The 26,271-nt window shown below is 64.7% G+C and carries 22 protein-coding genes; 14 read left to right on the top strand and 8 right to left on the bottom strand.

The genetic code is table 11. The features are described from left to right. Window positions 1-47: 47 nt before the first annotated feature. Window positions 48-1,463, bottom strand: coding sequence for a sigma-54 dependent transcriptional regulator (locus QWY74_RS08280; protein WP_290314116.1), 1,416 nt, complete (start codon window positions 1,461-1,463; stop codon window positions 48-50). 222 nt (window positions 1,464-1,685) lie between these two features. After that, a complete protein-coding gene (locus QWY74_RS08275) occupies window positions 1,686-2,828 on the bottom strand; it encodes a GNAT family N-acetyltransferase (protein WP_264824138.1) in 1,143 nt (380 codons plus the stop codon). 291 nt (window positions 2,829-3,119) lie between these two features. Here QWY74_RS08275 and edd point away from each other — a divergent pair, with 291 nt between their 5' ends. From edd to QWY74_RS08250, 5 genes are all read left to right on the top strand, one after another. Continuing rightward, the gene (gene edd / locus QWY74_RS08270) at window positions 3,120-5,006 is read left to right on the top strand and encodes a phosphogluconate dehydratase (RefSeq protein ID WP_264824139.1); all 1,887 of its coding nucleotides are present in this window, start codon (window positions 3,120-3,122) and stop codon (window positions 5,004-5,006) included. A gap of 78 nt (window positions 5,007-5,084) precedes the next feature. Beyond that, complete coding sequence (gene glk, locus QWY74_RS08265; protein WP_264824140.1) at window positions 5,085-6,053, top strand: glucokinase; 969 nt, start codon at window positions 5,085-5,087, stop codon at window positions 6,051-6,053. 16 nt (window positions 6,054-6,069) lie between these two features. After that, on the top strand, window positions 6,070-7,053 hold the full coding sequence (locus QWY74_RS08260) for a D-hexose-6-phosphate mutarotase (RefSeq protein WP_264824141.1): 984 nt from the start codon (window positions 6,070-6,072) through the stop codon (window positions 7,051-7,053). Between the two features lie 2 nt (window positions 7,054-7,055). Next, the gene (locus QWY74_RS08255; RefSeq protein ID WP_290314115.1) at window positions 7,056-7,931 is read left to right on the top strand and encodes an aldo/keto reductase; all 876 of its coding nucleotides are present in this window, start codon (window positions 7,056-7,058) and stop codon (window positions 7,929-7,931) included. Window positions 7,932-7,982: 51 nt separating this feature from the next. Next, window positions 7,983-8,927 (top strand): carbohydrate kinase family protein, encoded by a 945-nt coding sequence (locus tag QWY74_RS08250; RefSeq protein ID WP_290314114.1) that lies wholly within the window; start codon window positions 7,983-7,985, stop codon window positions 8,925-8,927. Window positions 8,928-9,111: 184 nt separating this feature from the next. On the opposite strand, the gene QWY74_RS08245 is transcribed toward QWY74_RS08250, so the two are convergent. Genes QWY74_RS08245 through zwf form a run of 3 tightly spaced genes read right to left on the bottom strand, consistent with a single transcriptional unit; the run spans window position 9,112 to window position 11,992 of the window. Next, on the bottom strand, window positions 9,112-9,774 hold the full coding sequence (locus tag QWY74_RS08245; protein ID WP_264824144.1) for a bifunctional 4-hydroxy-2-oxoglutarate aldolase/2-dehydro-3-deoxy-phosphogluconate aldolase: 663 nt from the start codon (window positions 9,772-9,774) through the stop codon (window positions 9,112-9,114). Between the two features lie 30 nt (window positions 9,775-9,804). Continuing rightward, window positions 9,805-10,479, bottom strand: coding sequence for a 6-phosphogluconolactonase (gene pgl, locus QWY74_RS08240; RefSeq protein ID WP_264824145.1), 675 nt, complete (start codon window positions 10,477-10,479; stop codon window positions 9,805-9,807). A gap of 1 nt (window position 10,480) precedes the next feature. Next, window positions 10,481-11,992 carry a glucose-6-phosphate dehydrogenase gene (gene zwf / locus QWY74_RS08235; RefSeq protein ID WP_264824146.1) on the bottom strand — a complete coding sequence of 504 codons (1,512 nt, stop codon included), beginning with the start codon at window positions 11,990-11,992 and terminating at the stop codon, window positions 10,481-10,483. A 203-nt stretch (window positions 11,993-12,195) separates the two neighbouring features. On the opposite strand from zwf, the gene QWY74_RS08230 reads away from it, so the two are divergent. The 4 genes from QWY74_RS08230 to QWY74_RS08215 all read left to right on the top strand — a co-directional run bounded on the left by QWY74_RS08230 (window position 12,196) and on the right by QWY74_RS08215 (window position 16,330). Further along, window positions 12,196-13,062 (top strand): MurR/RpiR family transcriptional regulator, encoded by an 867-nt coding sequence (locus QWY74_RS08230; RefSeq protein ID WP_264824147.1) that lies wholly within the window; start codon window positions 12,196-12,198, stop codon window positions 13,060-13,062. Window positions 13,063-13,216: 154 nt separating this feature from the next. Continuing rightward, a complete protein-coding gene (locus QWY74_RS08225) occupies window positions 13,217-14,074 on the top strand; it encodes a putative selenate ABC transporter substrate-binding protein (protein WP_264824148.1) in 858 nt (285 codons plus the stop codon). A 1-nt stretch (window position 14,075) separates the two neighbouring features. Then, the gene (locus tag QWY74_RS08220) at window positions 14,076-14,825 is read left to right on the top strand and encodes an ATP-binding cassette domain-containing protein (RefSeq protein ID WP_264824149.1); all 750 of its coding nucleotides are present in this window, start codon (window positions 14,076-14,078) and stop codon (window positions 14,823-14,825) included. Between the two features lie 2 nt (window positions 14,826-14,827). Continuing rightward, the gene (locus tag QWY74_RS08215; RefSeq protein ID WP_320109308.1) at window positions 14,828-16,330 is read left to right on the top strand and encodes a PhnE/PtxC family ABC transporter permease; all 1,503 of its coding nucleotides are present in this window, start codon (window positions 14,828-14,830) and stop codon (window positions 16,328-16,330) included. Here QWY74_RS08215 and QWY74_RS08210 read toward each other — a convergent pair. Both QWY74_RS08210 and QWY74_RS08205 read right to left on the bottom strand, forming a co-directional pair. Next, window positions 16,327-16,686: a RidA family protein gene (locus tag QWY74_RS08210; RefSeq protein WP_264824151.1), complete on the bottom strand. Its 360-nt coding sequence runs from the start codon at window positions 16,684-16,686 to the stop codon at window positions 16,327-16,329. The two genes, QWY74_RS08215 and QWY74_RS08210, sit on opposite strands and share 4 nt — an antisense overlap. 78 nt (window positions 16,687-16,764) lie before the next feature. After that, window positions 16,765-17,106: a TraR/DksA family transcriptional regulator gene (locus QWY74_RS08205; RefSeq protein ID WP_264824152.1), complete on the bottom strand. Its 342-nt coding sequence runs from the start codon at window positions 17,104-17,106 to the stop codon at window positions 16,765-16,767. 149 nt (window positions 17,107-17,255) lie between these two features. Here QWY74_RS08205 and QWY74_RS08200 point away from each other — a divergent pair, with 149 nt between their 5' ends. After that, window positions 17,256-18,473, top strand: a complete 1,218-nt coding sequence (locus QWY74_RS08200; RefSeq protein WP_290314113.1) for an MFS transporter — start codon at window positions 17,256-17,258, stop codon at window positions 18,471-18,473. Window positions 18,474-18,486: 13 nt separating this feature from the next. Here the strand turns inward: QWY74_RS08200 and QWY74_RS08195 are convergent, their stop codons facing one another. Beyond that, window positions 18,487-19,341 carry a universal stress protein gene (locus QWY74_RS08195; protein WP_264824154.1) on the bottom strand — a complete coding sequence of 285 codons (855 nt, stop codon included), beginning with the start codon at window positions 19,339-19,341 and terminating at the stop codon, window positions 18,487-18,489. 446 nt (window positions 19,342-19,787) lie between these two features. Here QWY74_RS08195 and QWY74_RS08190 point away from each other — a divergent pair, with 446 nt between their 5' ends. The 4 genes from QWY74_RS08190 (at window position 19,788) to QWY74_RS08175 (ending at window position 26,101) form a co-directional block, all read left to right on the top strand. Beyond that, entirely contained in the window at window positions 19,788-21,278 is a 1,491-nt protein-coding gene (locus tag QWY74_RS08190; RefSeq protein ID WP_264824155.1) for a SulP family inorganic anion transporter, read from the top strand. A gap of 184 nt (window positions 21,279-21,462) precedes the next feature. After that, entirely contained in the window at window positions 21,463-22,962 is a 1,500-nt protein-coding gene (gene nhaB / locus QWY74_RS08185) for a sodium/proton antiporter NhaB (protein ID WP_264824404.1), read from the top strand. Between the two features lie 59 nt (window positions 22,963-23,021). After that, entirely contained in the window at window positions 23,022-23,876 is an 855-nt protein-coding gene (locus QWY74_RS08180; protein ID WP_264824156.1) for a universal stress protein, read from the top strand. A 122-nt stretch (window positions 23,877-23,998) separates the two neighbouring features. Further along, window positions 23,999-26,101, top strand: coding sequence for a HelD family protein (locus QWY74_RS08175; RefSeq protein ID WP_264824157.1), 2,103 nt, complete (start codon window positions 23,999-24,001; stop codon window positions 26,099-26,101). Window positions 26,102-26,271: the final 170 nt, after the last annotated feature.

The raw sequence follows: 26,271 nt of genomic DNA, 5'->3' as shown, positions 1-26,271 counted from the left end.
CGAAGATATCCGACAGGCGTCGTCGAAGGTATCAAGTACTGAAGGGACTACAGCTGAGCCGGGTGGGACGCCGGATCATCTTCTGTCGCTCCACCCGAGGGGCGCGGGATACCGTGCTTGTTCAACAGCCGATACAGGGTGACGCGAGAAATATCGAGCTCTTCCGCCGCCGCATTGATGCAGTACTTGTTGCGCACCAGTGCCGAGAGTATGGCATCGCACTCGGCACGATCCCGGGATTGATCCAGGGTGCGGATGTGGCGATGAATCTTGCGGCGCTCGATTCCCAGGTCGTCCGGCTGGATGAGTCGCCCTTCGCACATCACCATGGCGCGGCGAATGCGGTTGATCAGTTCGCGTACGTTTCCCGGCCAGGGGTATTGGCGCATGGTCGCCATCGACTCCCGGGAAAAGCCGCGCAGGGTCGCCGGCTTTTCACCGGCAAAGCGCTTGAAGAAGAAACGCGCCATGATCTCGATGTCCTCGGGATGCTCGCGCAGGGCAGGCACCACCACCTGAAGCACATTGAGCCGATGATAGAGGTCCTCACGAAAGCGCCCTTCATCCACCGCCTTTGCCAGATCGACATGCGTTGCCGCCACCACCCGAACGTCCACATCAATCTCATTGAGCGAGCCGATACGCTGAATGCGCCGGGTCTCGAGAAAGCGCAGCAAATTGACCTGCAGATCGAGCGGCAGGTCGCCGATCTCATCGAGGAACAAAGTGCCACCGTCGGCCGCTTCGATACGCCCGATCTTGCGCTGCGCCGCTCCAGTGAAGGACCCTTTCTCGTGTCCGAACAGCTCGGACTGAATGAGGTTGTCGGGCAAGGCACCACAGTTGATGGCCTGAAACGGCCCCGACAAGCGATGGGAGCGCTCATGGATCGCCTGGGCCGTCAGTTCCTTGCCGGTACCCGACTCGCCGTGAATGCACACCGAGGCATCCACGGCCGCTACCTTGCGAATGGTCTTGAACAGGTCCCACATGACGGGCGTCGTGCCCACCATCTCGTATTCACTGACGTCGTCCTGCGGTGCGTCGGCCCCCCTGGCGTCGTCTTCGAGGTGCTGGACATGCGCCAGCCGGGCGGCATTGCGCAGCAGAGACTGCAGGCTCTCGTGATCTACGGGGTAGGTGACGAACCCGAAGCACAGATCGAGGATCAGGTGCCGGATATCACTGACGGCAAGTGCCGACTCATCCACCACCGCGATCCAGGGTACCCGAATGCCACACATGGAGGCCTCGAGCCTTCTCAATTCATCGGTGGAGAGTGCGTCCAGGACGACCACCCCCACGCCGTCGGAGACCGAATGCTGATGACAACAACAGGCACCGGACTCATCGAAGAGAAAACGTCGCGAGACTTGCCAGCCCTGCTGCTGCAATATCTCCAAAAACTGCGTTTCATTGTCACTGCCCTTGCCCAGCAGCTTCACTCTTGCCGCCGATTCCATCAGACCCTCTCCTCTTCAACGGGAGCTCACGGAAGAAGTTCTCAGCGGCATTCCTCTTGCCCGCAATAAAGCTTCCACCGCGGAAACGACTAGCAGGCGCACATTAACCCAGCTGTAAATCAGTAATTACTAAACAAAAGGGCTTCCTGTCACACAAAAACTAATCGCATCGAGATGACAGAATAGTGTGAAAAATCCCTACGGGATTAAACGCAGAATAGTTCACCTTTCTTCACTTTTAAACGGTAAGCCTTGAGTCGCGGTCTCATGATAGGAGCTGACATGAGCGCCTTCCTCGCGGCAGAAACGCACGACCGCGCCTCGCAAGCGCGGGTCAGCGATATGATGCAACGAGGTGAGACGGAGCGGAGCGAAGCCCCTCGCCAGCTTGTGCTCCCCCTGGGTGCCCGGGTCGAAGAGATCGAGCCCCCTGGCGAGACAGTGTTCGATGCCCTGGTAGTAGCAGGCCTCGAAATGCAGCCCATCGGCCATGACCTCGCTGCCCCAGTAACGGCCGTACAGCGAATGCCTCCCCTGCAGGCACAGGGCGGCCGCCACGGGCCGATCGTGCAACCGGGCCTGTATCAACAGGAGCGCCTCGGGCAGCCGCTGCAGCAACTGCGCGAAGAAGTCATGACTCAGGTAGCCGCGCTGCCCGCGCTCCAGGTACGTCATCTGGTAACACCGGTAGAAATGCGCCAGGTCCGCCTCACCAATATCGGCCCCCTCGAGCCGGTGCAGCGTCAGTCCCTGCTCGATGATGCGCCGACGCTCTCGGCGAATGGCCTTGCGCCGCTTAGAGGTCAAAGTGGCAAGAAAGCCTTCGAAGTCACCAAAGCCTCTGTCTCGCCATTGAAATTGTACGCCATCCCGCGCTATCAGGTCCGGGCACGCCTGCTGCCAGGCTGCGACTTCCCGCTGTTCGGCAAACAACAGGTGCCAGCCCGAGGTATCCTCGCCGCAGCAGGCCTCGGACAGCAGATACATGGCCTCGCTCGGGTCGACATCCTCGGCGAGCAGCAGCCTGGGCCCCGGGACCGGCGTGAATGGAACGGCACTGACCGACTTGGGATAATACTGCCCGCCCGCTCTTTCCCAGGCATCCGCCCAGGCCCAGTCGAACACATATTCGCCGAAGGAGTGATACTTGAGGTAGTGCGGGAGCGCCCCGACCAGCTCGCCATCGCGCCACAGAGTCAGGTGTCGCGGCACCCAGCCGGTCTCGCGTGTCACGGCGCCTGTCGACTCCAGAGCGGACAGGAATTCATGGCGCAGGAAGGGATAATCATCATCCACGAGGGCATTCCACGCCTCCGGCGGGATATCTGCCATGGCAAGCGGATCTGCAAGATGGAGTCGCGTCATGAAACCTCCGAAGGACAGCACGGGCTGGCTGACAGACAACCGTAAAAGGCCCTACATTGTGCTCAGGCATACCCACTCTCGCCACCCCGGGCCTGCCGCATGCCAGGCGGCGCTCCCGGGTGCTGAGCCCTCGCCTTCACGCCGGCGGAACACGACGCGACCTTACCGGCTGCCTTATCCTTTTGGGTTAATTAATTACAAACTGCCAGTAAAAGACCTATTATTGCGGCACAGCTAGCGAAATTTTTGTTAAATTTACCAAAATTCTCGATAACACCCCCGAGGTGCCCCATGGCCCAAGCTTCCACGCCCCTCAATGCCACCGTTCAACAGGTCACCGAACGCATCCGTGAACGCTCGAGCGAACGACGCGCGCTCTATGAGCAGCGCATGGCGGACCAGCATCGTCGCGGCGTCCACCGCGGCGAGCTCTCCTGCGGCAACCTGGCCCATGGCTTTGCCGCCTGCGGCAGCGAGGACAAGAATGCGCTGAAGCTGATGAACAGCGCCAACCTGGGCATCATCTCTGCCTACAACGACATGCTATCGGCGCACCAGCCGCTGGAAACCTTCCCGGAGACCATCAAGGCGGCCGCCCGAGAGATGGGCTCGACGGCACAGTTTGCCGGTGGAGTCCCCGCCATGTGCGACGGCGTGACCCAGGGCCAGCCCGGCATGGAGCTCTCGCTGTTCTCCCGTGATGTCATTGCCATGGCCTCGGCGGTCGGGCTTTCGCACAACATGTTCGACGCCGCCCTCTACCTGGGCGTATGCGACAAGATCGTCCCGGGACTGTTCATCGCCGCGGCCCGCTTCGGCCACCTGCCGGCCATGTTCGTGCCCGCCGGCCCCATGCCCAGCGGCCTGCCCAACAAGGAAAAGGCGCGCATCCGCCAGCTCTTTGCCGAAGGCAAGGCAAGCCGCGAAGACCTGTTGGAGGCCGAGTCCGAGTCCTACCACAGCCCGGGCACCTGCACCTTCTATGGCACTGCCAACTCCAACCAGCTGATGATGGAAATGATGGGGCTTCACCTGCCCGGCACTTCCTTCGTCAACCCGGGCACCGAGATGCGCGAGGCGCTGACGCGCTATGCCACCGAGCAGGCCGTGCGCAACACCGAAGCCGGTGGCGACTACCGCCCCTTCTACCGGCAGATCGACGAGCGCGCCTTCGTCAACGCCATCGTCGGCCTCCTGGCCTCGGGGGGCTCCACCAACCACACCATGCACCTGGTGGCCATGGCCGCCGCTTCCGGCATCACCCTGACCTGGGACGACTTCACCGACCTCTCGGCGGTTACCCCCAGCCTGATGAAGGTCTATCCCAACGGTCAGGCGGACATCAACCACTTCCAGGCCGCCGGCGGCATGAGCTACCTGTTCCGCGAGTTGATCGGCGCCGGACTGATTCACAGCGACATCCCCACGGTGTTCGGCACCGACATGAGCGCCTATACCCAGGAACCCTTCCTCGAGGATGGCCAGCTGATCTGGCGCGAGGGCCCACAGCAGAGCCTCGACAAGGATGTACTGCGTCCGGTCGCCGACCCCTTCCAGGCCACCGGCGGCCTGACCGTGCTGGACGGCAACCTGGGCCGCGGCGTCATCAAGGTCTCGGCCGTGGAACCGGAGCACCGCCTCATCGAGGCGCCGGCGCGCATTTTCGAGGACCAGAACGAGCTCAAGGCCGCCTTCGAGGCCGGCGATCTGGATCGTGACGTGGTCGCCGTGGTGCGCTTTCAGGGCCCCAAGGCCAACGGCATGCCCGAACTGCACAAGCTGACGCCCTTCCTCGGCGTGCTGCAGGACCGCGGCTACAAGGTGGCCCTGGTCACCGACGGCCGTATGTCGGGCGCCTCCGGCAAGGTGCCGGCCGCCATTCACATGAGCCCCGAGGCACTCGACGGAGGCCCGCTGTCGCGACTGCGTGACGGCGATATCGTGCGCCTCGATGCCAATGCCGGTACCCTTGACGCCCGCGTCGACCCGACGACCTGGGCCGGCCGCGAGAAACACGTGGCCTCGCTGGATCACTACCATGTGGGCCTCGGCCGGGAGCTGTTTTCCGGCTTTCGCCATCTCGCCATGCGCGGCGAGGAAGGCGCCGGCGTGTTCGGTGGCTTCGAGGCCGATGACCTGGCCCGGCAGCAGGGACAGATCCACGACGAAGACGCCTGACAGCGCCAGGGCCCGTGCTGGCGGGCCCGGCCTCTGCGACGGCCTTTCGAAACGACTTCATCAAGACACGAATTCATCATGACTCGACCCGCTCTTATTGGCGATATCGGCGGCACCAATGCCCGCTTCGCCCTGGTGACGCCCGGCGCCTTTGCGCCTCACGACATCCTGAGCCTGCCCTGTGCCGATTATCCGGGTATCATCGAGGCGGTCCGCGACTATCTGGACCGGGTCGGCGCCCACGGCGAGCATGCACCGCGCGAGGCCTGCCTGGCCCTGGCCTGTCCGGTGCACGGCGAGCGTGTGGTGATGACCAACAACCACTGGGACTTCACCCGGACCGAGGTGCGTGACGCCTTGAACCTCGAACTGTTCAAGGTGATCAATGACTTCATGGCCCAGGCCCTGGGCGTGCCGCATGTCGCCGAGGGTGAACGGGTCACGCTCCAGGCCGGACACTGTGCTCCGCATGCCACGCGCTTGGTGATCGGCCCGGGAACCGGGCTCGGTGTGGCCGGCGTTTTTCCGGGCCGGCATGACTGGATTCCGCTGCCCACCGAGGGCGGCCATGTCACCTTTGCTCCCACCGACGAACGCGAGCAGAACCTGCTGCGCCACTTCCGCAACCGCTATGGCCGCATCTCGGTCGAGCGCCTACTGAGCGGTCAGGGGCTCCTGGACCTGTATGTGGCGCATTGCTCGCTGAAAGGCGCCAACCCACAGCACCGCACCCCGGCCGAGGTAACGGCGGCCGCCGGCAGCGGCGACCCGGTGGCGCGTGATACCCTGCTGCGCTTTCTGAAGATCCTCGGCGATGTCAGCGGCGATGCCGCTCTGACCATGGGCGCCCGGGGCGGCGTCTACCTGTGCGGCGGCATCCTCCCAAGGCTGCTCGACTGGCTGCCCGACAGCCGCTTTCTCGAGGCCTTCCACGACAAGGGGCGCATGCGCGACTACACCGCCTCACTGCCCGTTCAAGTAGTGACCGCCCCCTGGACGGGACTCCTGGGCGCCGCCGAGGCCCTGCACAACCCCGAGGTCGAATGACCGGCGAGGAGACCGAATGATTCCCGAAACGCTGCGCACCCTGCTGGACCATACCCAGGGACAACGCTACGCCGAATGGGCCGGACGCAACGTCTGGCTGGCCAACGAAGCCTGGGGCGAACTCGTCGTCTCGCTGCAGGGCGCCCAGGTCCTGCACTTCTCTCCCGCGCCCGATGCCGCGCGAGCCGCAGGCGCTTCTGCGTCGCCCAAGGACGCGACGGCTGAAGGCTCTTCTCCGGCGTCCGACCACGCGCCGGCCGCAGCCCCCGGCGAGACGCTGGTGCCGGGTGGCTGGCTGTGGGTGACGCCGACGCCCCAGGCGCTGCCCGGGGCCATCCGTGGCGGGATACCACTGTGCTGGCCATGGTTCGCCGATGAACATACCGCCGACGAGTCTCCGGATCGTTCTGGGCCCATGCATGGTCCGGCGCGCCAGGCCAACTGGCGCCTGGAAGCCGTCGATGAACATGAAGAAGGGGTCGAGCTGCACCTGAGCCCGCTCGAGCGCCTGCACAGCCAGCTGGTGCCGCGCGCCGTGATCCAGGCCAATGCCCATCGGCTGCATGTCGAGCTGATCACCGAGCACCTGGGCGAGACCCCGGTGAAGATCACCGGCGCCCTGCACAGCTACCTGGCGGTGGCGGATGCGCGGCACTGCCGTGTCGAGGGCCTGGCGGGAGCCCGCTACCTCGACAAGCTCCAGGACTTCGCCGACTGCGAGCAGCAGGGCGAGCTCGGTGTGCGCGGCAGCATCGACCGCATCTACCACAGCAATGCCGAGGTCGTGCTCGACGATGAGCAACGACGGCTACGCATTGCCCGGCAGAACAGCGACTCGGTAGTGGTCTGGAACCCCGGCGAGGCGCCGCCCGAGGACACCGACCCGGTCGATGCACGACGCTTCCTTTGTGTCGAGTCGGCCAATACCCGTCTCGACCCGGTCTGGCTGGTCCCGGGCGCCCAGCACCTGCTGGGCACCACCCTGTCACGGGATACCTGACGATGCACACGACACCGGCGTTCGACGCCCCCTTTGCCCTGGGCATGATGAACCTGGGTGAGGCCCCGGACCTGCAACGCCCCGCCGCCCTGGCCGACTGGATCGAGGCCAGGCTGGATCAGGGCCTGGTGTGGTTCGACCACGCCGACATCTACGGCAACCGACACTGCGAGGTCCTGTTCGGCGAGGCGCTGCGCCTGCGTCCCGGCCTCGCCGGACGCCTAGGCCTGATCACCAAGACCGGCATCGTCACGCCGGAGCGTGACACTTCAGCCTTCGGGGTCAAGCATTACAACAGCTCGCATGCCCATGTCAGCGCCGCCATCGATACCGCCCTCAAGCGGCTCGGGGTCGAGCACATCGAGCACTTCCTGCTGCACCGCCCCGACCCCTTGATGTCGGCCGAGGCCACCGGCCAGGCCCTGGATGACGCCATCGAGGCCGGCAAGATCGGCGCTGCGGGCGTGTCCAACTTCCTGCCGGAGGCCTGGCGACGCCTGGCCTCGGCCATGCACCACCCGCTGCGGGCCCATCAGCTGCAGCTGTCCCTGGCACACTCCACACCGCTGTTCGACGGGCTCTACGACGCCGTCATCGGCGATGGTCAACAGCCCATGGCCTGGTCACCACTCGGGGGTGGCGCATGTCTCTCGGGCGCCCTGGGGGAGCGGCTGGAAAGCCTGGCAGCCGTCCGGGGGCTCTCTGCTGCCGGGCTCGCCCTGGCCTGGCTGCGCGCCCTTCCCGGGCGCCCCTTGCCGGTCATCGGCAGCCTGACGGCCTCACGCATCACCCAGCTGCTCGACGATGCCCGTCATGATCTGGACCGCGCCACCTGGTATCACCTGCTCGAGACAGCGCGCGGCCACGAGGTCGCCTGACCCGAGGCGTCATGCGCCCCGGCCAACAACACCAACTCTGGGGAATATGTCATGAACCACCTGATTGCCTTCGGCGAAGCCCTGGTCGACATGCTGTCGAGCCGCCTGGGAGACGACCGGCAAGGCCCGGAGACCTTCACGCCCTACGCCGGCGGTGCGCCGGCCAACGTGGCCGTGGCCTGCGCCAGGCTGGGGCTGTCCAGCCGATTTCTCGGCATGCTCGGCGAGGATTATTTCGGCGACTTCCTGGCCGCCGAGCTGGCGGCACACGGTGTCGACGTCTCGGGTGTCAGCCGCACCCACGAAGCTCGCACCGCGCTGGCCTTTGTCTCGCGGGATGCCGAGGGCGATCGCACCTTCGACTTCTACCGGCCGCCGGCCGCCGACCTGCTGTACCGTATCGAGCATATCCCCGCCGGCACCTTCAGCGAACCGGGCCTGCTGCACCTGTGCAGCAACAGCCTGACCGAGCCCGCCATCGCCGAGACGACGCTGGCCATGGCCGAGATGGCCAGGCGAGCCGGTTACCTGGTCAGCGTCGACGCCAATCTGCGCCATAACCTCTGGGCCACCGGGCAAGCCGATATCAGCCTGGTTACCCAGCTCCTCGATAACGCCGACCTGATCAAGCTGGCCGACGACGAGCTGACCTACCTACGCGCCGACCACCCGGAGGACGATTGGCTGGCCGAGCGTCTGGCCGCCGGCGCGCGGGCCATCGTCATCACCCAGGGGCCCGGCGAGGTCAGGCTGAAGCAGCGCGACCATGAAACACGCCTGGCGCCGCCCGCGGTCAAGGCCGTCGACACCACCGCCGGCGGCGACGCCTTCATCGGCGGCCTGCTGACGCGCCTCGTCGAGCGCTACCATGACGACTGGTTTCGCGACACCGCACTGCTCGAGGATGCCCTGGCCTTCGCCTGCCGTTGTGGCGCCCATGCGGTCACTCGCCCCGGCGCCTATGCTGCCCTGCCAACCCGTGCAGACCTCGACTGATATCCGGAGAGCGTCCACTCAACCGGCGCTTGAGACACCGACGATGCACCTAAAAAAACCGGCCCATAGGGGCCGGCGGGAAAGCGACAGCCGGGCTGTCGAGAGAGAACCTGTCGAGAGGTCCGGGTGGCGGTGCCTCTGCCTGACGCATCCGGTTCAGACAGCGCGCGCCGCCCCCTCTCATTCAGTGATGAAAACGATCCGCCGCTTCCCGGGCCAGGCGGCGAATGGCATCCCAGTCTTCCGCCTCGACCAGCGAACCCGGGGTCAGCCAGGAGCCGCCGACACACATCACGTTCTTGAGTGCCAGATAGTCCTCGGCATTATCCAGACCGATGCCGCCGGTCGGACAGAAGCGCGCCTCCGGCAGCGGCCCGGCAAAGGCCTTGAGCGCCTTGGCGCCACCACTGGCCTCGGCCGGGAAGAACTTGAAGCGACGGTAACCGAACTGCCAGCCGATCATGACCTCGGAGACGGTAGCCACCCCCGGCAGCATTGGCACCGGGCTGCTGACACCGTGGCGATACAGGGCCTCGGTGGTGCCCGGCGTGACCACGAAGTCGGCGCCGATCTGCTCGGCCTGACGATACTGCGCCGTGGTCAGCACCGTGCCGATGCCCACGCTGGCCTGCGGCAGGGCTTCCTTGATGCGCCGAGTGGCTTCCAGGGCACACTCGGTGCGCAGCGTCACCTCCAGCACACTGATGCCGCCTTCCACCAGGGCGCGAGCCAGCGGCACGGCGTCTTCCACGCGCTGAATGGCGAGCACCGGGATGACCTCCGCCTTGAGGCAGATGCTGTCGAGCTCGGTGGTACGCGTGGAGGGCAATTGCTTATCGATGGTCATGTGGTTCTCCGAAATACAGGCCGGTAGCGTTCAGGGTGCCCAATAGATACCCAGGGGGGCCGCCAGAAAGGCGCGAATCGGCAGGGCGCGCGTATCGTCGCCGGTCATGGCCTTACCCAGCACATCGCGCTTGGCATCGCCGGTAATGTGCAGGAAGTGTCGCGACGACTGGTGCAGACGATCGGCGCTCAGGGTGATACGCGGCTGCGGCTGGCTGGGCGTGCGCACCGCCACCACGGGTTCGGGGGTCGAAAGGGCCAGCTCCAGCTCGCGGCTGTCCGGAAACAGCGAGGCGGTATGGCCATCTCCGCCCATGCCCAGCACCACCGCACTGGCCGGCCAGGCCAGGGCGGCGACACGCTCGGCTACCTCGACGGTACCTTCCTCGGGGGTGGCGGCCGTGGTGGTCAAGGGCACAAAGTTGGCCTGACGCGCCTCGTCTCGCAGCAAGTGTTCGCGAATCAGACGAGCATTACTGTCGTCATCGGACTCGGCCACCCAGCGCTCATCGGCCAGGGTGACATCGACCCGCGACCAGGGCAGCGGTGTCTCGGCCAGGGCGCGAAAGAAAGGCACCGGCGTGGAACCGCCGGAGACCACCAGCAGAACGCGCTGACGATCGGCCAGGTCGCTCCGCAGCGCTTCGGCCACGGCCTCGGCGAGCTGCATGGAGAGTCTGTCGCGGGGAGAAATGGCATCACTCATGTCAATAATCCTCGTACCAGCTGCGGCCGTCCTGGCTGATCATGGCAATCGACGCCACCGGCCCCCAGGAACCTGACGGATAGCGTCTGGGCGGCTCGTCACGTTCCTGCCAGGCCTCGATCAGGCTGTCGCACCACTTCCAGGCATGCTCCACCTCATCCCGGCGCACGAACAGATACTGCTGCCCCTTCATGACCTCGAGCAGCAGACGCTCATAGGCGTCCGGAATACGTGTCTTGGCGAAGGCATTGTTGAAGTCCAGATGCAGCGGACCGGGCCGCAGGCGCATGCCCTTGTCCAGGCCACTGTCCTTGGTCAGCACCTGCAGGGCGATGCCTTCGTCGGGCTGCAGGCGAATCACCAGCTTATTGGCCGCCAGGGAACGCTGGTCGGGGTCGAAGATATAGTGCGGCTGCTGGCGGAAGTGAATGACGATCTGCGAGAGCTTCTCGGGCATGCGCTTGCCGGTGCGCAGATAGAAGGGTACCCCGGCCCAGCGCCAGTTCGACACCTCGGTCTTCATGGCCACGAAGGTCTCGGTATGGCTGGCCGTGTTGGCATCCGGCTCCTCGAGGTAGCCGGGCACGCTCTTGCCGTCACTGGTCCCGGCGATGTACTGGCCACGCACCACATCAGTGCCCAGCATGTCATCGGTGAACGGCTTGAGCGCCTTGAGTACCTTGACCTTTTCATCGCGAATGGCGTCGGCATCAAGGTTGGCCGGCGGATCCATGGCAATCAGACAGATCAACTGCAGCAGGTGGTTCTGCACCATGTCGCGCAACTGGCCCGCCTGATCGAAGTAGCCCCAGCGGCCTTCAATGCCCACCTTCTCGGCTACCGTGACCTCAACATGAGAGATGTGGTTCTGATTCCACTGGGTGCCGAACAAGGGGTTGGCAAAACGCAGGGCGATCAGGTTCTGCACCGTTTCCTTGCCCAGATAGTGGTCGATGCGATAGATGCGCGACTCTGGAAAGACCGCGCCGATGGCATCATTGATCTCGGCGGAGGATTCCAGATCATGGCCGATCGGCTTCTCCACCACCACGCGAGCGCTATCGTCGAGACTGCCGCTGTCCTCGAGGTGACGGCAGATGTCGCCATACAGGCTCGCGCCAACCGCCAGATAGACCACCATGGGGCGATCACCGGCGTCCTGGCGCCAGTCGCGGATGCTCGCGTAGCCTTCCACCTGGGTGGCATCGACACAGCGGTAATCCAGCCTGTCGAGGAAGCGCTCGACCACGTCGGCATCCAGCTCGTCACGCTTGATGTATTCCTTGAGCGATGCCTCGACCCGTGCCCTGAAGCCGGCGGTGTCGAAATCCTGGCGCGCCACCCCGAGCAGGCGCGTGCTCTCGGCCAGCAGGTTTTCCCGGTCGAGCTGATACAGTGCCGGGTACAGCTTGCGCTGCGACAGATCACCGAGCGCACCGAACAACACAAAGTCGACGTCGGAGCCGAGCGTGTCGGCAAGCTTCGATGACCGGGACCGCTTATCGTGACTCATGTCCGCCCCTATCTGGTTAACTTAGCAAAATACTAGCGCAAAGCCGCGTCAGCATCCAAAAAATTTTGTAAGATTACTACTAAAGATAAAGCGCTCGGGCTGCGGCGGCCACTTCTGGCATCGCGCCTTCATCTCGCGCTAGGATAGCGGGTTTACGTCGTTAAATTACCACCTTGGCCCGCCATCAGGGAGAGCCTCCGCTCATGGTCAGTCACGATCTGCTCGACCGTATTCGCCAGCGTCTCGACGAACTCAACCGTTCCGAACGCAAGGTCGCCGATGTCATCCTGGCGGATCCGACCGCGGCCACCAGCATGAGCATCGCCAGTCTGGCCCACGCCGCCTCGGTCAGCGAGCCCACGGTGAACCGCTTCTGCCGCAGCTTCGATGCCAAGGGCTATCCGGATTTCAAGATCAAGCTCGCCCAGAGTCTGGCCGGCGGCACCCCCTATGTCAGCCAGGCGGTCGAGCCCGGTGATTCGGCAGAGGGCTATACCAGCAAGATCTTCGGCGCCACCATCGCCGCCCTCGACCTGGCGCGCCGCGAAACCGACCCCGCACGCGTGGATCGCGCGGTCGACTACCTCACCCAGGCCAAGCAGCTGCATTTCTTCGGCCTGGGCGCCTCGGGCGCCGTCGCCCAGGATGCCCAGCACAAGTTCTTTCGCTTCAACATCCCGGTCTCGGCCTACATCGATGTGCTGATGCAGCGCATGGTAGCCGCGGCCTGCCACACCGGCGATGTAGTGGTGGTGCTCTCCTATACCGGACGCACCCGCGAGCTGGTCGATATCGCCAGCCTGGCGCGCAACAACGGCGCTGTGGTGCTCGGCATCACCGACCCGGCCTCGCCGCTCGCCGACGAGTGCACCGAGATACTCGCCGTCGGCGCCCCGGAAGACACCGACCACTACATGCCGATGACCTCGCGCATGATCCAGCTGGCGCTGATCGACGTCCTGGCCACCGGCGTCACCCTGAGACGCGGCGAAGACTTCCTGCCCCACCTCAAGAAGATCAAGGACAGCCTCAAGGAAACGCGGTATCCGGCCACACGCGAGGCACCTTGACCTGAAACACCAGCTGCGACCGAATACAAGGAAGGCACAGCAGTCCCCGAGCCAGGATTCTCAGGCGCACGCCGGTTAGCCAGGGCCCGACCAACTTGCCAATACACCGCCCAGCCACAACAATAGGGGCTTCCCATGTACAAGGAGACCCTCGATGCGCTGGATTGCCATGACCGCCGCTGCCCTGGCCGTGCTGGCCCAGGGGGCTCAGGCCGAAGAGACCTTCCGCTTTACCGCCATTCCCGATGAAGATCAATCGCGGCTGATCGAACGTTTCTCGAAGGTCGCGGACTACCTCGAAGTCGAGCTTGATGTCGAGGTGGAGTATGTGCCGGTCAAGTCCTACGGAGCTGCGGTCACGGCGTTCCGCAACGATCAGGTTCAGCTGGCCTGGTTCGGCGGCCTCTCCGGTGTTCAGGCGCGCCGCCTGGTGCCTGATTCCCGGGCGCTGGCCCAGGGTGAGGAAGATGCCGAGTTCCAGAGCTACTTCATCGCGCACCGTTCCACCGATCTCGAGCCCGCCGATGAGCTTCCGGAAGCGATCGCCGACAGGAGTTTCACCTTCGGTGCCAAGACCTCCACGTCCGGGCGACTGATGCCGGAGCACTTCCTGCGTCAGCGTTTCGACGAGGCCCCCGAGGCCATCTTCTCCCGTGTCGGTTTCTCCGGTGATCACTCGCGTACCATCGCCCTGGTGGAATCCGGGACCTATGAGCTGGGCGCCGTGAACTACTCGGTCTGGGAATCGGCCGTCGAGGATGGTCGCGTGGATACCGACAAGGTCGAGGTGATCTGGTCGACGCCCAGCTACCCGGATTATCAGTGGACGATCCGCGGCGATGCCGATGAACGCTATGGCGATGGCTTCAGCGAGCGAGTTCAGCGGGCCCTGCTGGAGATGGATGACCCGGCTCTGCTGGAAAGCTTCCCGCGCTCGGCCTTCATTCCGGCGGATAACAGCATGTACGCCACCATCAAGGACGTGGCGGAGTCCCTGGGCCTGCTGCGCTGAGATGGGTTCTGCCGCCGCTCCTCTGCTCCGGCTGGATGACCTTGACCTGGGGCATGGCGACCAGGTGGTGCTGCCGCGCCTGAGCCTGAGGCTCCAGCGCGGCGAGCGAGTGGCCCTGCTGGGCGCCAGCGGGGCCGGCAAGTCGACACTGCTGGCCGCCCTGCGTGCGCGGCTGGGCGACGAGGTCGCCTGGTGCCCGCAGCATCACGGCCTGGTGCCAGGCCTGGCCGTCTATCACAATATCTACATGGGTCGGCTCACCGAGCACTCGGCCGTGGCCAACCTGTGGAATCTGGTGCGGCCGTTGCGCCGCCCCTGGCAGGAGGTGTCCGATCTATGCAAGCGACTGGGTATCGGTGACTTGATGCGCCGCCCGGTGGGCCAGCTCTCCGGCGGGCAGCGCCAGCGCACCGCCATCGGGCGCGCCCTCTACCAGCAGCGTCGCATCTTCCTCGGCGATGAGCCGGTGGCCAGTGTCGACCCCCACCAGGCACTACGCCTGCTCGCGCTGATCGACGACAACCACGATACCTGCGTGATTGCCCTGCATCAGCGCGAGCTGGCGCTGTCGCACTTCGACCGGGTGCTGGGCCTTCGGAATGGTCACCTGGTGCTGGATGCGCCCGCGGCCGAGCTGGGCCTCGCGGACCTGGATGCCCTCTACCCCGACGCCCGGACCTCGTCCGCCGACGAGGAGGCGGCTCGGCCGTCGCCGATGCCCTCCATGCCCTGTTACCGGGGGCAGGCTTGAGCGTGAGTGCCTCGCGCCCGCTGTGGCTGGGCGGTGACGCCCTGGGGCCGCGTCTGGCACGCCATACCCTGACACTGGTCGCCCTGGCGCTGCTCCTGCTGCCGCTGGCAGACCTGGCGGTGGTGACGCGAGACCCCTGGGCGGAAATCACCCGCCTGGCCCAGGGGTTGGCCTGGCCCGCCTGGGGTGCGGTGGAAACGCCCTTGCATGCCCTCGGACTGACCATTGCCGTGGCGCTGTGGGGCACCCTGGCGGGGGTGATACTAGGCTTCCCGCTGGCCTTGCTGTTCGCCCGCTCGCGACTGGTGCGCGCCGGCTGCGCCTTCGTGCGGGCCATTCATGAGCTCTTCTGGGCGCTGCTGTTCCTGCAGGTATTCGGCCTCTCGGCGCTGACCGCGCTGGCTGCCCTGGCCATTCCCTATGCCGGAATCTTCGCCAAGGTCTATGCGGAAATTCTCGAAGAGACGCCGCGCGCACCGGTCGACGCTCTGCCGCCCGGGGTCGGCCGGCTGGTGCGCTTAGTCTACTGCGAGCTGCCCCTGGCCTGGCCACGGCTCGCCGCCTACACCCGCTACCGTTTCGAGTGCGGCCTGCGCGCCAGCGTGCTGCTGGGGTTTGTCGGCCTGCCGACGCTCGGTTTCCAGCTCGAGACCGCCTTCCGCGAAGGGCGCTACCACGAGGCCGGCGCCCTGCTGTGGCTCTTCTATCTGCTGATCGCCAGCCTGCCCTGGTGGAGCCACCGCCGGCTGCTGCCGGTGCTGCTGATCGGCGGCGCCTTCCTGCTGGGCCCATGGCCGGCCATCGATGGGGGGCTGGTGTGGCGTTTCATCAGTCAGGATATCTGGCCGCGCCCCTTGCTCGAAGGCGACGGGGCCGGCCTGCTCGCCTGGCTGGCCGAGGTCCCCGACCTCGCCCCGGCCATCGGCAACACCCTCTTGCTGGGGCTGCTGGGCACCGTGGGCAGCCTGCTGGTAGCGCTGGTGATGTGGCCGCTGGCCAGCCGCCACTTCGGCAACCGCGCCACCCGGCTGGCGGGCAGCAGCTTGCTGGTCTTCCTGCGTTCCACGCCCGAGCTGATGCTGGCCTTCATCTTCCTGCTGCTGCTGGGCCCGTCGATGCTGCCGGCCTGGCTGGCCCTGGCACTGCACAACGGCGCCCTGATCGCCTTCCTGGTGGCGCGCCATGCCGACAGCCTGACACTCGGCATGGCCCAGCTGCCGGCCTCGGGGCGCCTGGCCTATGAGCTGCTGCCACGTGTCTACCCGAGCCTGCTGGCGCTGCTCTACTACCGTGCCGAGGTCATTCTGCGCGAGACCGCGATCCTCGGCATGCTGGGCGTGGCCACCCTGGGCTACTACATCGACGAGAACTTCCAGTACCTGATGTTCGACATCGCCTTCCTGCTGCTGCTGGTGACCGCCATGCTCAACATCGGCGTGGACGCCCTGTCGCGACGACTGCGCCCCCGGGCGGCCACGTCAGAGGTCGGGGAGTCGCTGGCTTAATCCTTGATCATTGCGGTGACGGTGATCTCGACCTTCAGGTCCTCGGCGGGCATGGGCGCACAGACACAGGTACGCGCCGGCGCATGGCCTTCCGGCACCCAGGCATCCCAGACGGCGTTCATGGCGGCGACGTCGCCCCCATCCTTCAGATACAGGGTCGCCGTCAGCAGGTGTTGCCGATCGGAGCCGATCTCTTCCAGCAGGGCATCCAGCCGGCCCAGCATGCTCTCGGTCTGTTCGGTAATCTCGCCGGGGCGAACCTCGGGGCCGGGAACCTGGCCACACAGATAGGCCACGCCATTGTGGATGACGGCTCGGCTCATGCGGGTCTGGGTATCGTGACGCTGGATGCTCATTGGTGACTCTCCTGTCGTTATCGGCTGGAGGGCGCATCTTACCCCATATTCGCGCGCCTCGGCAGGCAGCCGGGCGCCTCAGTCAGCGCATTCGATGCACTTGAGTACCAGCGGGTCCCACTGCAGGCGTTGGGTCGCGATCCACTCGCCACACTCGATGCACTCGCCATACTCGCCACGCTCGAGACGCTGAAAGGCCGCGGTGATGCGCTTCAGGGCCAGCTGGCGACGTTCCTCCTCGGCCTTGGCCATGGCCTGACCCTGGAGGGCGTCCATGCGTGACAGTCGGCCGACCGATGTCTGGTCAAGCATCACGGTATCGCGCGCCTCCTGACTGGCCTCGCTCTGTGCCTTGAGGTCAGCGCGAAGTTCGTGCAGCCGCGTCTCCACGGTCTGCCTGTCCAGTTCGGGGTGATTCATGCTGGCCTCCGGATCCATTGGGGACGACATAGTACTAAGCCTGGTAACAAAAGCATGGTAACCTGTAATGCCATGACAAGGTCGCAACCCTGCCATCCTGCCAGTGGCAGCACTCCGGCGACACCATGCGCACGTCACGAAGGACCGTCATGACAAGCAACAAGATGGGCTACCGCACCCTGCTGCAGGAACACCGCGGCCTGTTGAGTATTGCCTTTATGGCGATGTTCTCCTCGAGCCTGGGTCAGAGTTTCTTCGTTGGCCTCTTCCAGGCCCCCATGGCCGAGCACCTCGGACTCAGCGCCGGTCAGTTCGGCACCGCCTACACCGTGGTAACCCTGATCGCCGGCTTCGCCATGCTGCGCTTCGGCCCCAGCATCGACTGGATTCCGCCACGTCGGTTCGCGATGGTGGTGCTGGGAATGCTGTTGCTGGGAGTCCTGATGCTCACGCTGTCACCGTTCTGGGGGCTCGGGCTGTTGGGACTCGGCCTGGTCAGGCTATGCGGCCAGGGCATGATGTCCCACCTCGGCAATACCCTGGCCGGGCGCGAGTTCACCACGCTGCGCGGGCGAGCGCTGGGACTGGCCGGTACCGGCCTCATGCTGGGCGAGACCCTGCTGCCGCCACTGGTCGCGGCGCTACTGGTGTGGCTGGGCTGGCGGGAGCTGTGGTGGTGCTTCGGCCTGCTGCTGGGGAGTCTCTGGTTGCCCCTGCTGTGGCGTGGCCGATGGCCCGGGGCACCGGGCAGGAAGCCGGAAAGTCGTCAAAAGGGTGGGCTCAAGCCCTTCCGCGAGCGGCGTTTCTGGCAGCTTTTGCCCTTGCTGATGATCATGCCGGTCACCATGACCGGGCTGTTCATCTATCAGGCGCAGATGACCGAGGCGCTGGACAGCAGCCTGGCCGTCTATGCCCTGGCATTGACCGGCATGGGACTGGCCAAGTTGCCCGGCGCCCTGCTCGGCGGGCGCTGGGTCGACCGCCTTGGGGCGGCACGCGTGGCAAGGTGGTATCTAGTGCCCTTTGTCGCCGCCCTGCTGATCGCCATCCTGATCGGCGGGCATGCCGGCGTATGGGCCCTGATGGTCGGCGGCGGCCTGGCGGTCGGCGCTCAGGAGTCGATTGCCACCAGCCTGCTGGTGCGCCTGTGGGGCGCCGAGTATCTCGGCACCCTGCGCGCCACCCTCAGCGCCTGCATGGTGTTCTCCACCGGCATCGCCCCCGCCGTGCTGGGTATCGCCCTGGACCTGGGCGCCAGCTTCAACCAGGTGCTGATCGGCATGCTGGTGCTGCTGGCCACCGGCTGGACGCTTGCCCAGCCACTGCTCAACCGGCTTGGCCCAAGTGACGACACCACCCCCGCCTGACAACCGACGAAGCTCAGCGCAGCAGCAGTACCGGCACGCTCGCCTTGCGCAGCATCGCCGTGGTGGTGCTGCCGACCAGCAGATGGCGAATGCGCGAGTGGCCGTAGGCGCCCATCACCAGCATGTCGATATCCTGTTCCCGGGTGTAGGTTCTCAGGGTCTCCTCGACCTCACCGGCGCGGATGGCACCCTCGGCCTCGTGGCCGGCGTCGCGCAGCGTCTTCAGCGCCCACTCCAGTTGCGAGCGATGATCCCCGGTGTCGGCGCCGACGATCACTACATGGCAGGCGATGCCCTGGAACAGCGGGCTGCTGGCGAGCATCTCGACTCCCTTGCGGGTGGTCTTGCTGCCATCGAAGGCGACCAGCACGCGCTGTGGCGTCTTGAAGCCCTCGGGCACCATCAGGATCGGCCGGTGCAGACCGCGTACCACCCGCTCCAGGTTGGAGCCCAGGTGTTCACTGGCTTGCTGTGCGGTCTGGCCGCGCTTGCCGATCACCATCAGACGGATTTCGTCCTCGAGCTCCTCAAGGGTCTCGACCAGGGTGCCATTGCGCTGGCGCGTGGCCGGCTCGCCGTCAGCCTCCTGGCTGGCGCGTTCCACGGCCGCCTTGAGCATCACCCGCCCCTGTTCCTGGGCCAGCTTGGCGCGTTCCTCGTCCAGGTGGGAAAGCTCCTCGAGCAGGTGCTCCCGCGCGCCCAGCCCGATATTGCCGGACAGGTCCGCCTCGGCGGTCTGAGGGTGGTTATCCACCACGTGAAGGAAGGTCAGTGGCGCTGCAAGCGCCCGGCTGGCCCAGGTCGCATAGTCGCAGACACTTTCGGAAACGCTCGAGCCGTCGATGGCGGCCATCACTTGTTCTGTCATCTGTCTGTCCTGAAGCTGGCGTAGGGTATTCGTCACCCTCGTTCTACACCATCCTCGCCGGCGTGTCACAAGGGGAAAAATCCATAAAGTGCAGACGCTTTTATCCTTTGGTATAATCAGCCGCCGTTGACGCAGGGCGGCAGCGCCGACTGCCTTCAGAGCATTGAACCATCGACCCAGAAGGGCTTCTCCATTACATGAGCACTCTGCTGACAGGGCTGATGACTCCACCCTAGCGTTCTCGCCTCCTCCCGCCTCGACGCCTCTCGACGATGGTGTTGCAGGCCGACATCGTTCCGATGTTGTTCCGGACGCCCCGCCGTCCACACTTCGCCATGCCTAGCCCCTGCACCTTGAGTGCCTGATGCCTGCGGTATCGGGATGGGCACGTTCACGACATGGCCTCGGCCCAACGGCACAACGAACACCTCCGACTGGATCGCAGCATGTACGAAAAAATGAAACTGAGTTGGTTCTCCAACCTCAAGGGCGATGCCCTGGCGGGCATCGTCGTCGCACTGGCACTGATTCCCGAAGCCATTGCCTTCTCCATCATTGCCGGCGTCGACCCCAAGGTCGGTCTCTACGCGTCCTTCGCGATCTGCGTGATCATCGCCTTTACCGGGGGGCGCTCCGGGATGATTTCGGCCGCGACCGGCGCCATGGCCCTGCTGATGGTCACCCTGGTCAAGGAGCATGGTCTGGAGTACCTGCTGGTCGCCACCCTGCTCACCGGGGTGCTGCAGATCGTCGCCGGCTACCTCAAGCTGGCCGATCTGATGCGCTTCGTCTCGCGTTCGGTGGTCACCGGCTTCGTCAATGCCCTGGCCATCCTCATCTTCATGGCCCAGTTGCCCGAGCTGACGGATGTCACCTGGCCGGTCTATGCCATGACCGCTGCCGGCCTGGCCATCATCTACGGCTTTCCCTATCTCCCGGTCATCGGCAAGGCCCTGCCCTCACCGCTGGTGTGCATCGTGGTGCTGACGGTCGTCTACATGGCCACCGGCATGGAAATCCGCAGCGTGGGCGACATGGGTGAGCTGCCCGACAGCCTGCCGGTCTTCCTGTGGCCGGACGTGCCGCTCAATCTCGAAACCCTGATGATCATCCTGCCCTACTCCCTGATGCTGACCGTCGTGGGTCTGCTGGAATCGATGATGACCGCCACCATCATCGATGACCTCACCGACACCTCCAGCGACAAGAACCATGAGTGCAAGGGCCAGGGCATCGCCAACATCGGCGCCGGCCTGCTCGGCGGCATGGCGGGCTGCGCGATGATCGGCCAGTCGGTGATCAACATCAAGTCCGGCGGTCGGCGCCGCATGTCGACCCTGATCGCCGGCGTGGCGCTGCTGATGATGGTCGTTTTCCTCGCCGACTGGGTCTCGCAGATTCCCATGGCCGCCCTGGTGGCGGTAATGATCATGGTCTCAATCGGCACTTTCAGCTGGTCATCGATCCGCGACCTCAAGAAGCACCCGATGAGTTCCAACATCGTCATGGTCGCGACCGTGGTGGTCACGGTGGGCACCCATAACCTGGCCATCGGCGTCTTCGTGGGTGTGCTGCTGGCGGCACTGTTCTTCGCCAACAAGGTCGGCAATATCCTCTATGTCGGCAGCGAGGAGGCGGAAAAGGGGCACCACCGTATCTACAAGGTGGTCGGCCAGGTGTTCTTCGCTTCTTCCGAACGCTTCGGCGACTCCTTCGACTTCAAGGAGTCCGTGGAGAAGGTCACCATCGACCTGTCGCGCGCTCACTTCTGGGATATTACGGCCGTTCAGACGCTGGACCGGATCGTCATCAAGTTCCGCCGCGAAGGTACCGAGGTGGAATTGATCGGCCTCAACGAGGCCAGCGCAACCATCGTCGACCGCTATGCCGTGCATGATGACCCGGAAGCCGTCGAAAAACTGATGGGCGGACACTGAGGTACCGCGACTTCCAGGCGGCAGGCCTCGAGTCTCGAGGTACGCCGCCTTCCATCACGCAATCAAGCGCACCGCCCGGCATGCCGCACTCGCGGTAGCCGGGCAGGCCGGAACGAACCGCCGACACAACGTTGCCACCATGCCTTCAGAGAGTACGACCCCACGCCCTTCTTCTCCGCGCCTCATGCTGGGCGGCGCCTTCCGCAATTTCCTGGGCAATACGCCGATCTGGTACAAGATCGTCATTCTCGCCTTTCTGGTGTTCAATGCCCTGTGTCACTGGACCCTCGATGAGCAGGCCGGGACCCTGCTGGGCTGGCTGCTGCTGGGCGAGTTCATCTTCACCCTGGCCATGGCCCTCAAGTGTTACCCGCTGCTGCCCGGCGGACTGCTGGCCCTGCAGGCGGTTTTTCTGGGCCTGACCTCGACCGAGGCGGTCATGAGCGAAGTGGAGCACAACCTTGAGGTGATCCTGCTGCTGATGTTCATGGTGGCGGGCATCTACTTCATGAAGAACCTGCTGCTGTTCACCTTTACCAAGCTGCTGATCCATGTGCGCTCAAAGTATCTGCTGGCGCTGTTGTTCTCCACCATGGCGGCAGTGCTCAGCGCCTTCCTGGATGCCCTGACGGTCACCGCCGTGATCATCGCCATCGCCGTGGGCTTCTACTCCATCTATCACAAGGTCGCCTCGGGCAAGAGCTACGATCATAACCATGACCACCACGACGACGCCCCGGTGCGCGCCGAATTGCAGAAGGAGCTGAACGACTTCCGCGCCTTCCTGCGCTCGTTGTTGATGCATGGCGTTGTCGGTACTGCCCTGGGTGGGGTCGCCACCATGGTCGGAGAGCCCCAGAACCTGCTGATTGCCAAGGAGGCTGACTGGAACTTTATCGAGTTCTATCTCAACATGCTGCCGATCAGCCTGCCCGTCCTGGTGGCAGGGCTCATGACGTGTCTGGCCCTGGAAAAACTTCAATGGTTCGGTTATGGCACTGCCATGCCGAAGACCATTCGCAAGATCCTCAGGGACTATGACCATCACAAGGCGATGAAACGGACGAATCGCGAACGCGCCGCGCTTATCGGGCAGGCCCTGGTGGCCGTTTTCCTCATCCTGTCACTGGCGCTGCATCTGGCCGAAGTCGGGCTGATCGGGCTGGCGGTGATCGTGCTGTTGACCTGCAACAACGGCGTCAGTGACGAGCATCAGATCGGCAAGGCCTTTCAGGAAGCCCTGCCGTTCACCGCCCTGCTGGTCGTCTTCTTTACCATCGTGTCGGTTATCCACAGCCAGCATCTATTTCAGCCCTTCATCGAGATGGTGTTGGCACAGCCCGCCGAGGGCCAGGCGGGATTGCTGTTCATCGCCAATGGGCTGCTGTCGGCGATCTCCGACAACGTCTTTGTCGCCACCGTTTATATCGGCGAGATCAAGGCCGCATTACTCCGGGGCGATATCAGCGCCGAACAGTTTCGCCTGCTGGCCATCGCCGTCAACGCCGGCACCAACCTGCCCAGCGTCGCCACGCCCAATGGTCAGGCCGCCTTCCTGTTCCTGCTCACCTCGGCAATCGCACCACTGCTGCGCCTCTCCTACGGCAGGATGGTCGTCATGGCCTTCCCCTATGCGGTCGTGCTGTCGCTGGTGGGCTTCTGGGGCGTGACCCACTGGGCGTGATCCCTGCTGGATCGCGATCGTTGCGACGCCGTACATTTTCGATAGACAAGGGAATTCCAATGACCGAACACGTAATGGCCGCCATTGATGGCTCGACCTCCTCGGAAGGGGTCTGCGACTACGCCGCCTGGACCAGTCAGGCGCTCGAGGCGCCACTGACTTTCCTGCATGTGGTGGATAATCACCCCCAGACCGCCGAGGCGGACCTGTCCGGCAACATCGGGCTGGGCGCGCGGGAGCACCTGCTCGAGGAACTCTCCGAGCTGGATGAGCAGCGCGCCAAGGTGGCCCAGGAGCAGGGCCGGCTGATTCTCCAGGCGGCCAGGGATCGCGCCATCGAGGGCGGTGTGGCCGAGCCGGTGACTCGCCAGCGCAATGGCACCCTGGTCGAGACCCTGGAGGAGCTGGCCGACGAGACCCGACTGCTGGTGATGGGCAAGCGCGGCGCGAACGCTCACCAGGACAGCGAGCACCTGGGCTCCAACCTGGAACGCGTGGTGCGCGGCCTGCACCGCCCCATTCTGATGGTTCCCGGCGCCTTCAAGCAGCCCGCACGCGTGCTGATCGCCTTCGACGGCAGCAAGACCACCCGCAAGGGCGTCGAGATGCTGGCCAAGAGCCCGCTGTTCGAGGGCATCCCGGTGCATGTGGTGATGATCGGCGCCGACACCGGCGACCACCGCTCACAGCTCGACTGGGCGTTGTCGACACTGCGCGAGGCCGGCCACGAGGCCGAGGGCGCCATCCGCGCCGGCGAAGTGGAAGCCACACTCCACGCCTATCAGGAAGAGCACGCCATTGATCTGATGGTGATGGGCGCCTACGGCCACTCGCGGATCCGCCAGCTGCTGGTCGGCAGCACTACCACCGAAATGCTGCGCAAGGCCGATATCCCGGTTCTGCTGCTGCGCTAGGCTGCCCGGCACCGGCGCGGCCCGCGAAGTTCGCTGCGCCGGTCCTGGCATGACGACAGGTTCCCGGACGATGCATCAGGCGCCATTCCGCTCCATCCAGGGTGCCAAAGGAAGCTGACGACATGAATGACAGCAATGATTCGGCCGCACGCCAGGCCGAGCGTCGACACCTCGACGACATTCACACCCGTATCGACACCAACCTTGCCGAGCTGGACCGCCGGATCGACGCCTATGCCGAGGATGTTCAGGCACAGAAGGAGTATCTGTGGTCGAGCCGCGACGAGATGGATCATATCGAGAAGATCTCGGCGCGGGAGTCCATCCAGCAGGCGGTCATGACCGGCGACAATGCGCTGTCACGCCGCCGGAAGCTGGAGAAGCTGAAAAAGTCGCCCTACTTCGGCCGCTTCGACTTTGCCCGGCAGGGGGACGTAAAACCCGTCTACATCGGCATTCACCATTTCCACGACGACCTGAGCGGCGAGAGTCGGGTGCATGACTGGCGCGCCCCCATCGCGTCGATGTTCTACGAAGTCGAAACCGGCCCGGCGTCCTACGAGAGCCCGGAAGGTCACGTCGCCGGCGAGATCACCCTGAAGCGTCAGTTCCGCATCAAGGGGCACGACATCGAGCTGATGATCGACAGTGACGTGCATGTGGTCGACGACGTGCTCCAGGACGAGCTGAGCCGTGCCAGCGATGAGGGCATGAAGAACATCGTCGCCACCATCCAGCGCGACCAGAACGCCATCATTCGCAACGATGAGGCACAGGCGCTGATCATCCAGGGGGTGGCCGGCTCCGGCAAGACCTCCATCGCCCTGCACCGCATCGCCTATCTGCTCTACCGCTTCAAGGATAGCCTGGGTTCCGAGGATATCCTGATCATCTCGCCCAATCGGGTATTCTCCGATTACATCGGCAATGTGCTACCCGAACTGGGCGAGGAGACGGTCAACCAGATCGGCATGGAAGACCTGGCCGACGAGCTTCTGGCGGGCCAGTATCGCTTTGAGACCTTTTTCGAGCAGACCACCAAGCTGTTGGAAAAGCATGATGAGGCAATGACGGCGCGCCTGCGCTTCAAGGCCTCGCCGGACTTCCTCGATGAGCTGGATCGCTATGCCGGCCATGTCGAAGCCAATCGCTTCGCCGCCGAGGACATCTGGATCGCCCGACGCCTGGTACCCGGCTGGTTACTGGAAGAGGTGTTTCGCAAACACCGCCACCTGCCCACCAATGAACGCCTGCAGCAGGTCAGCTGGGAGATCGAGAAAAAGATCGGCAATCAGTACCACTATGATCTGGAGCCCGAGGAACGCCGCGAGCTCAAGGCCTCGATCAGGAAGATGCTGCGCCAGTCCACCCTGCGCGAGACCTACAAGGGGTTCTACGACTGGCAGGGCCGCCCCGAACTCTTCAAGCCGGCCTCCCGCGGGCGGCTCGAGTATGCCGATGTCTTCCCCTTGATCTATCTGAAGATGCGACTGGAGGGCGTTCACTCCAGCTGGCGCAGCGTCAAGCACCTGCTGATCGACGAAATGCAGGACTATACCCCGGTACAGTACGCGGTCATCGGCCGCCTGTTCAGCTGCAAGAAGACGATCCTCGGGGACGCCTTCCAGTCGGTGAACCCCTACAGCGCTTCGCAGGCCGATGAAATCCGCCGGGTCATGCGTCAGGCGCGTTGCGTGACCCTCAACAAGAGCTATCGCTCCAGCCTTCAGATCACCCGTTTCGCCCAGCGCATCTCACCCAATCCCGAGCTCGAGGCCATCGAGCGCCATGACGAAGAGCCTCGGGTCATCCCCTGCCGCACCCGCAAGGATCAGATGGCGACCATTGATGCCCTGGTCCAGGACTTCGAACAGGGCGAGCACAACACCCTGGGGATCATCTGCAAGACCCAGAAGCAGGCCAGAAAGGTCTTCGAGGCCCTGGATGGCCGCTTCGAGCGGTTACAGCTGCTCGGCGAGCACAGCCAGGCCTTCGGCCGGGGCATCATCGCCTGCACGGCCCACATGGCCAAGGGGCTGGAGTTTGACCGCGTTATCGTGCCGGATGCGTCGGCGAGCCACTATACCAGCGACATGGACCGCAACCTGCTCTACGTGGCCTGTACCCGTGCCATGCACCGGCTGGCCCTGACCCATGTCGGCGCTGCCTCGCCGTTGCTTGATGCTGCAGCGGAGCATGCCGACGTCACGGCCGGCGGCAACTGACGGATGGCCTGCCGGCCGCGACCGGAGCGATCACTGTGGGCCGGCGCCATCGCCGCCACATGACTGGCATAAAGCAGGTAGGTGCCGGCACGGGCGCGGTGCCCGCCAACGCGCCTTGCCTTACGGGAGGCTCGCCACGCGAAAGTGCGATGAACCAAAAAAATTTCCTC

It is taken from the genome of Halomonas almeriensis (assembly GCF_030409235.1).
In the GTDB taxonomy this organism is placed as follows: domain Bacteria; phylum Pseudomonadota; class Gammaproteobacteria; order Pseudomonadales; family Halomonadaceae; genus Halomonas; species Halomonas almeriensis.
This window is presented reverse-complemented; position numbering and strand designations above follow the sequence as displayed.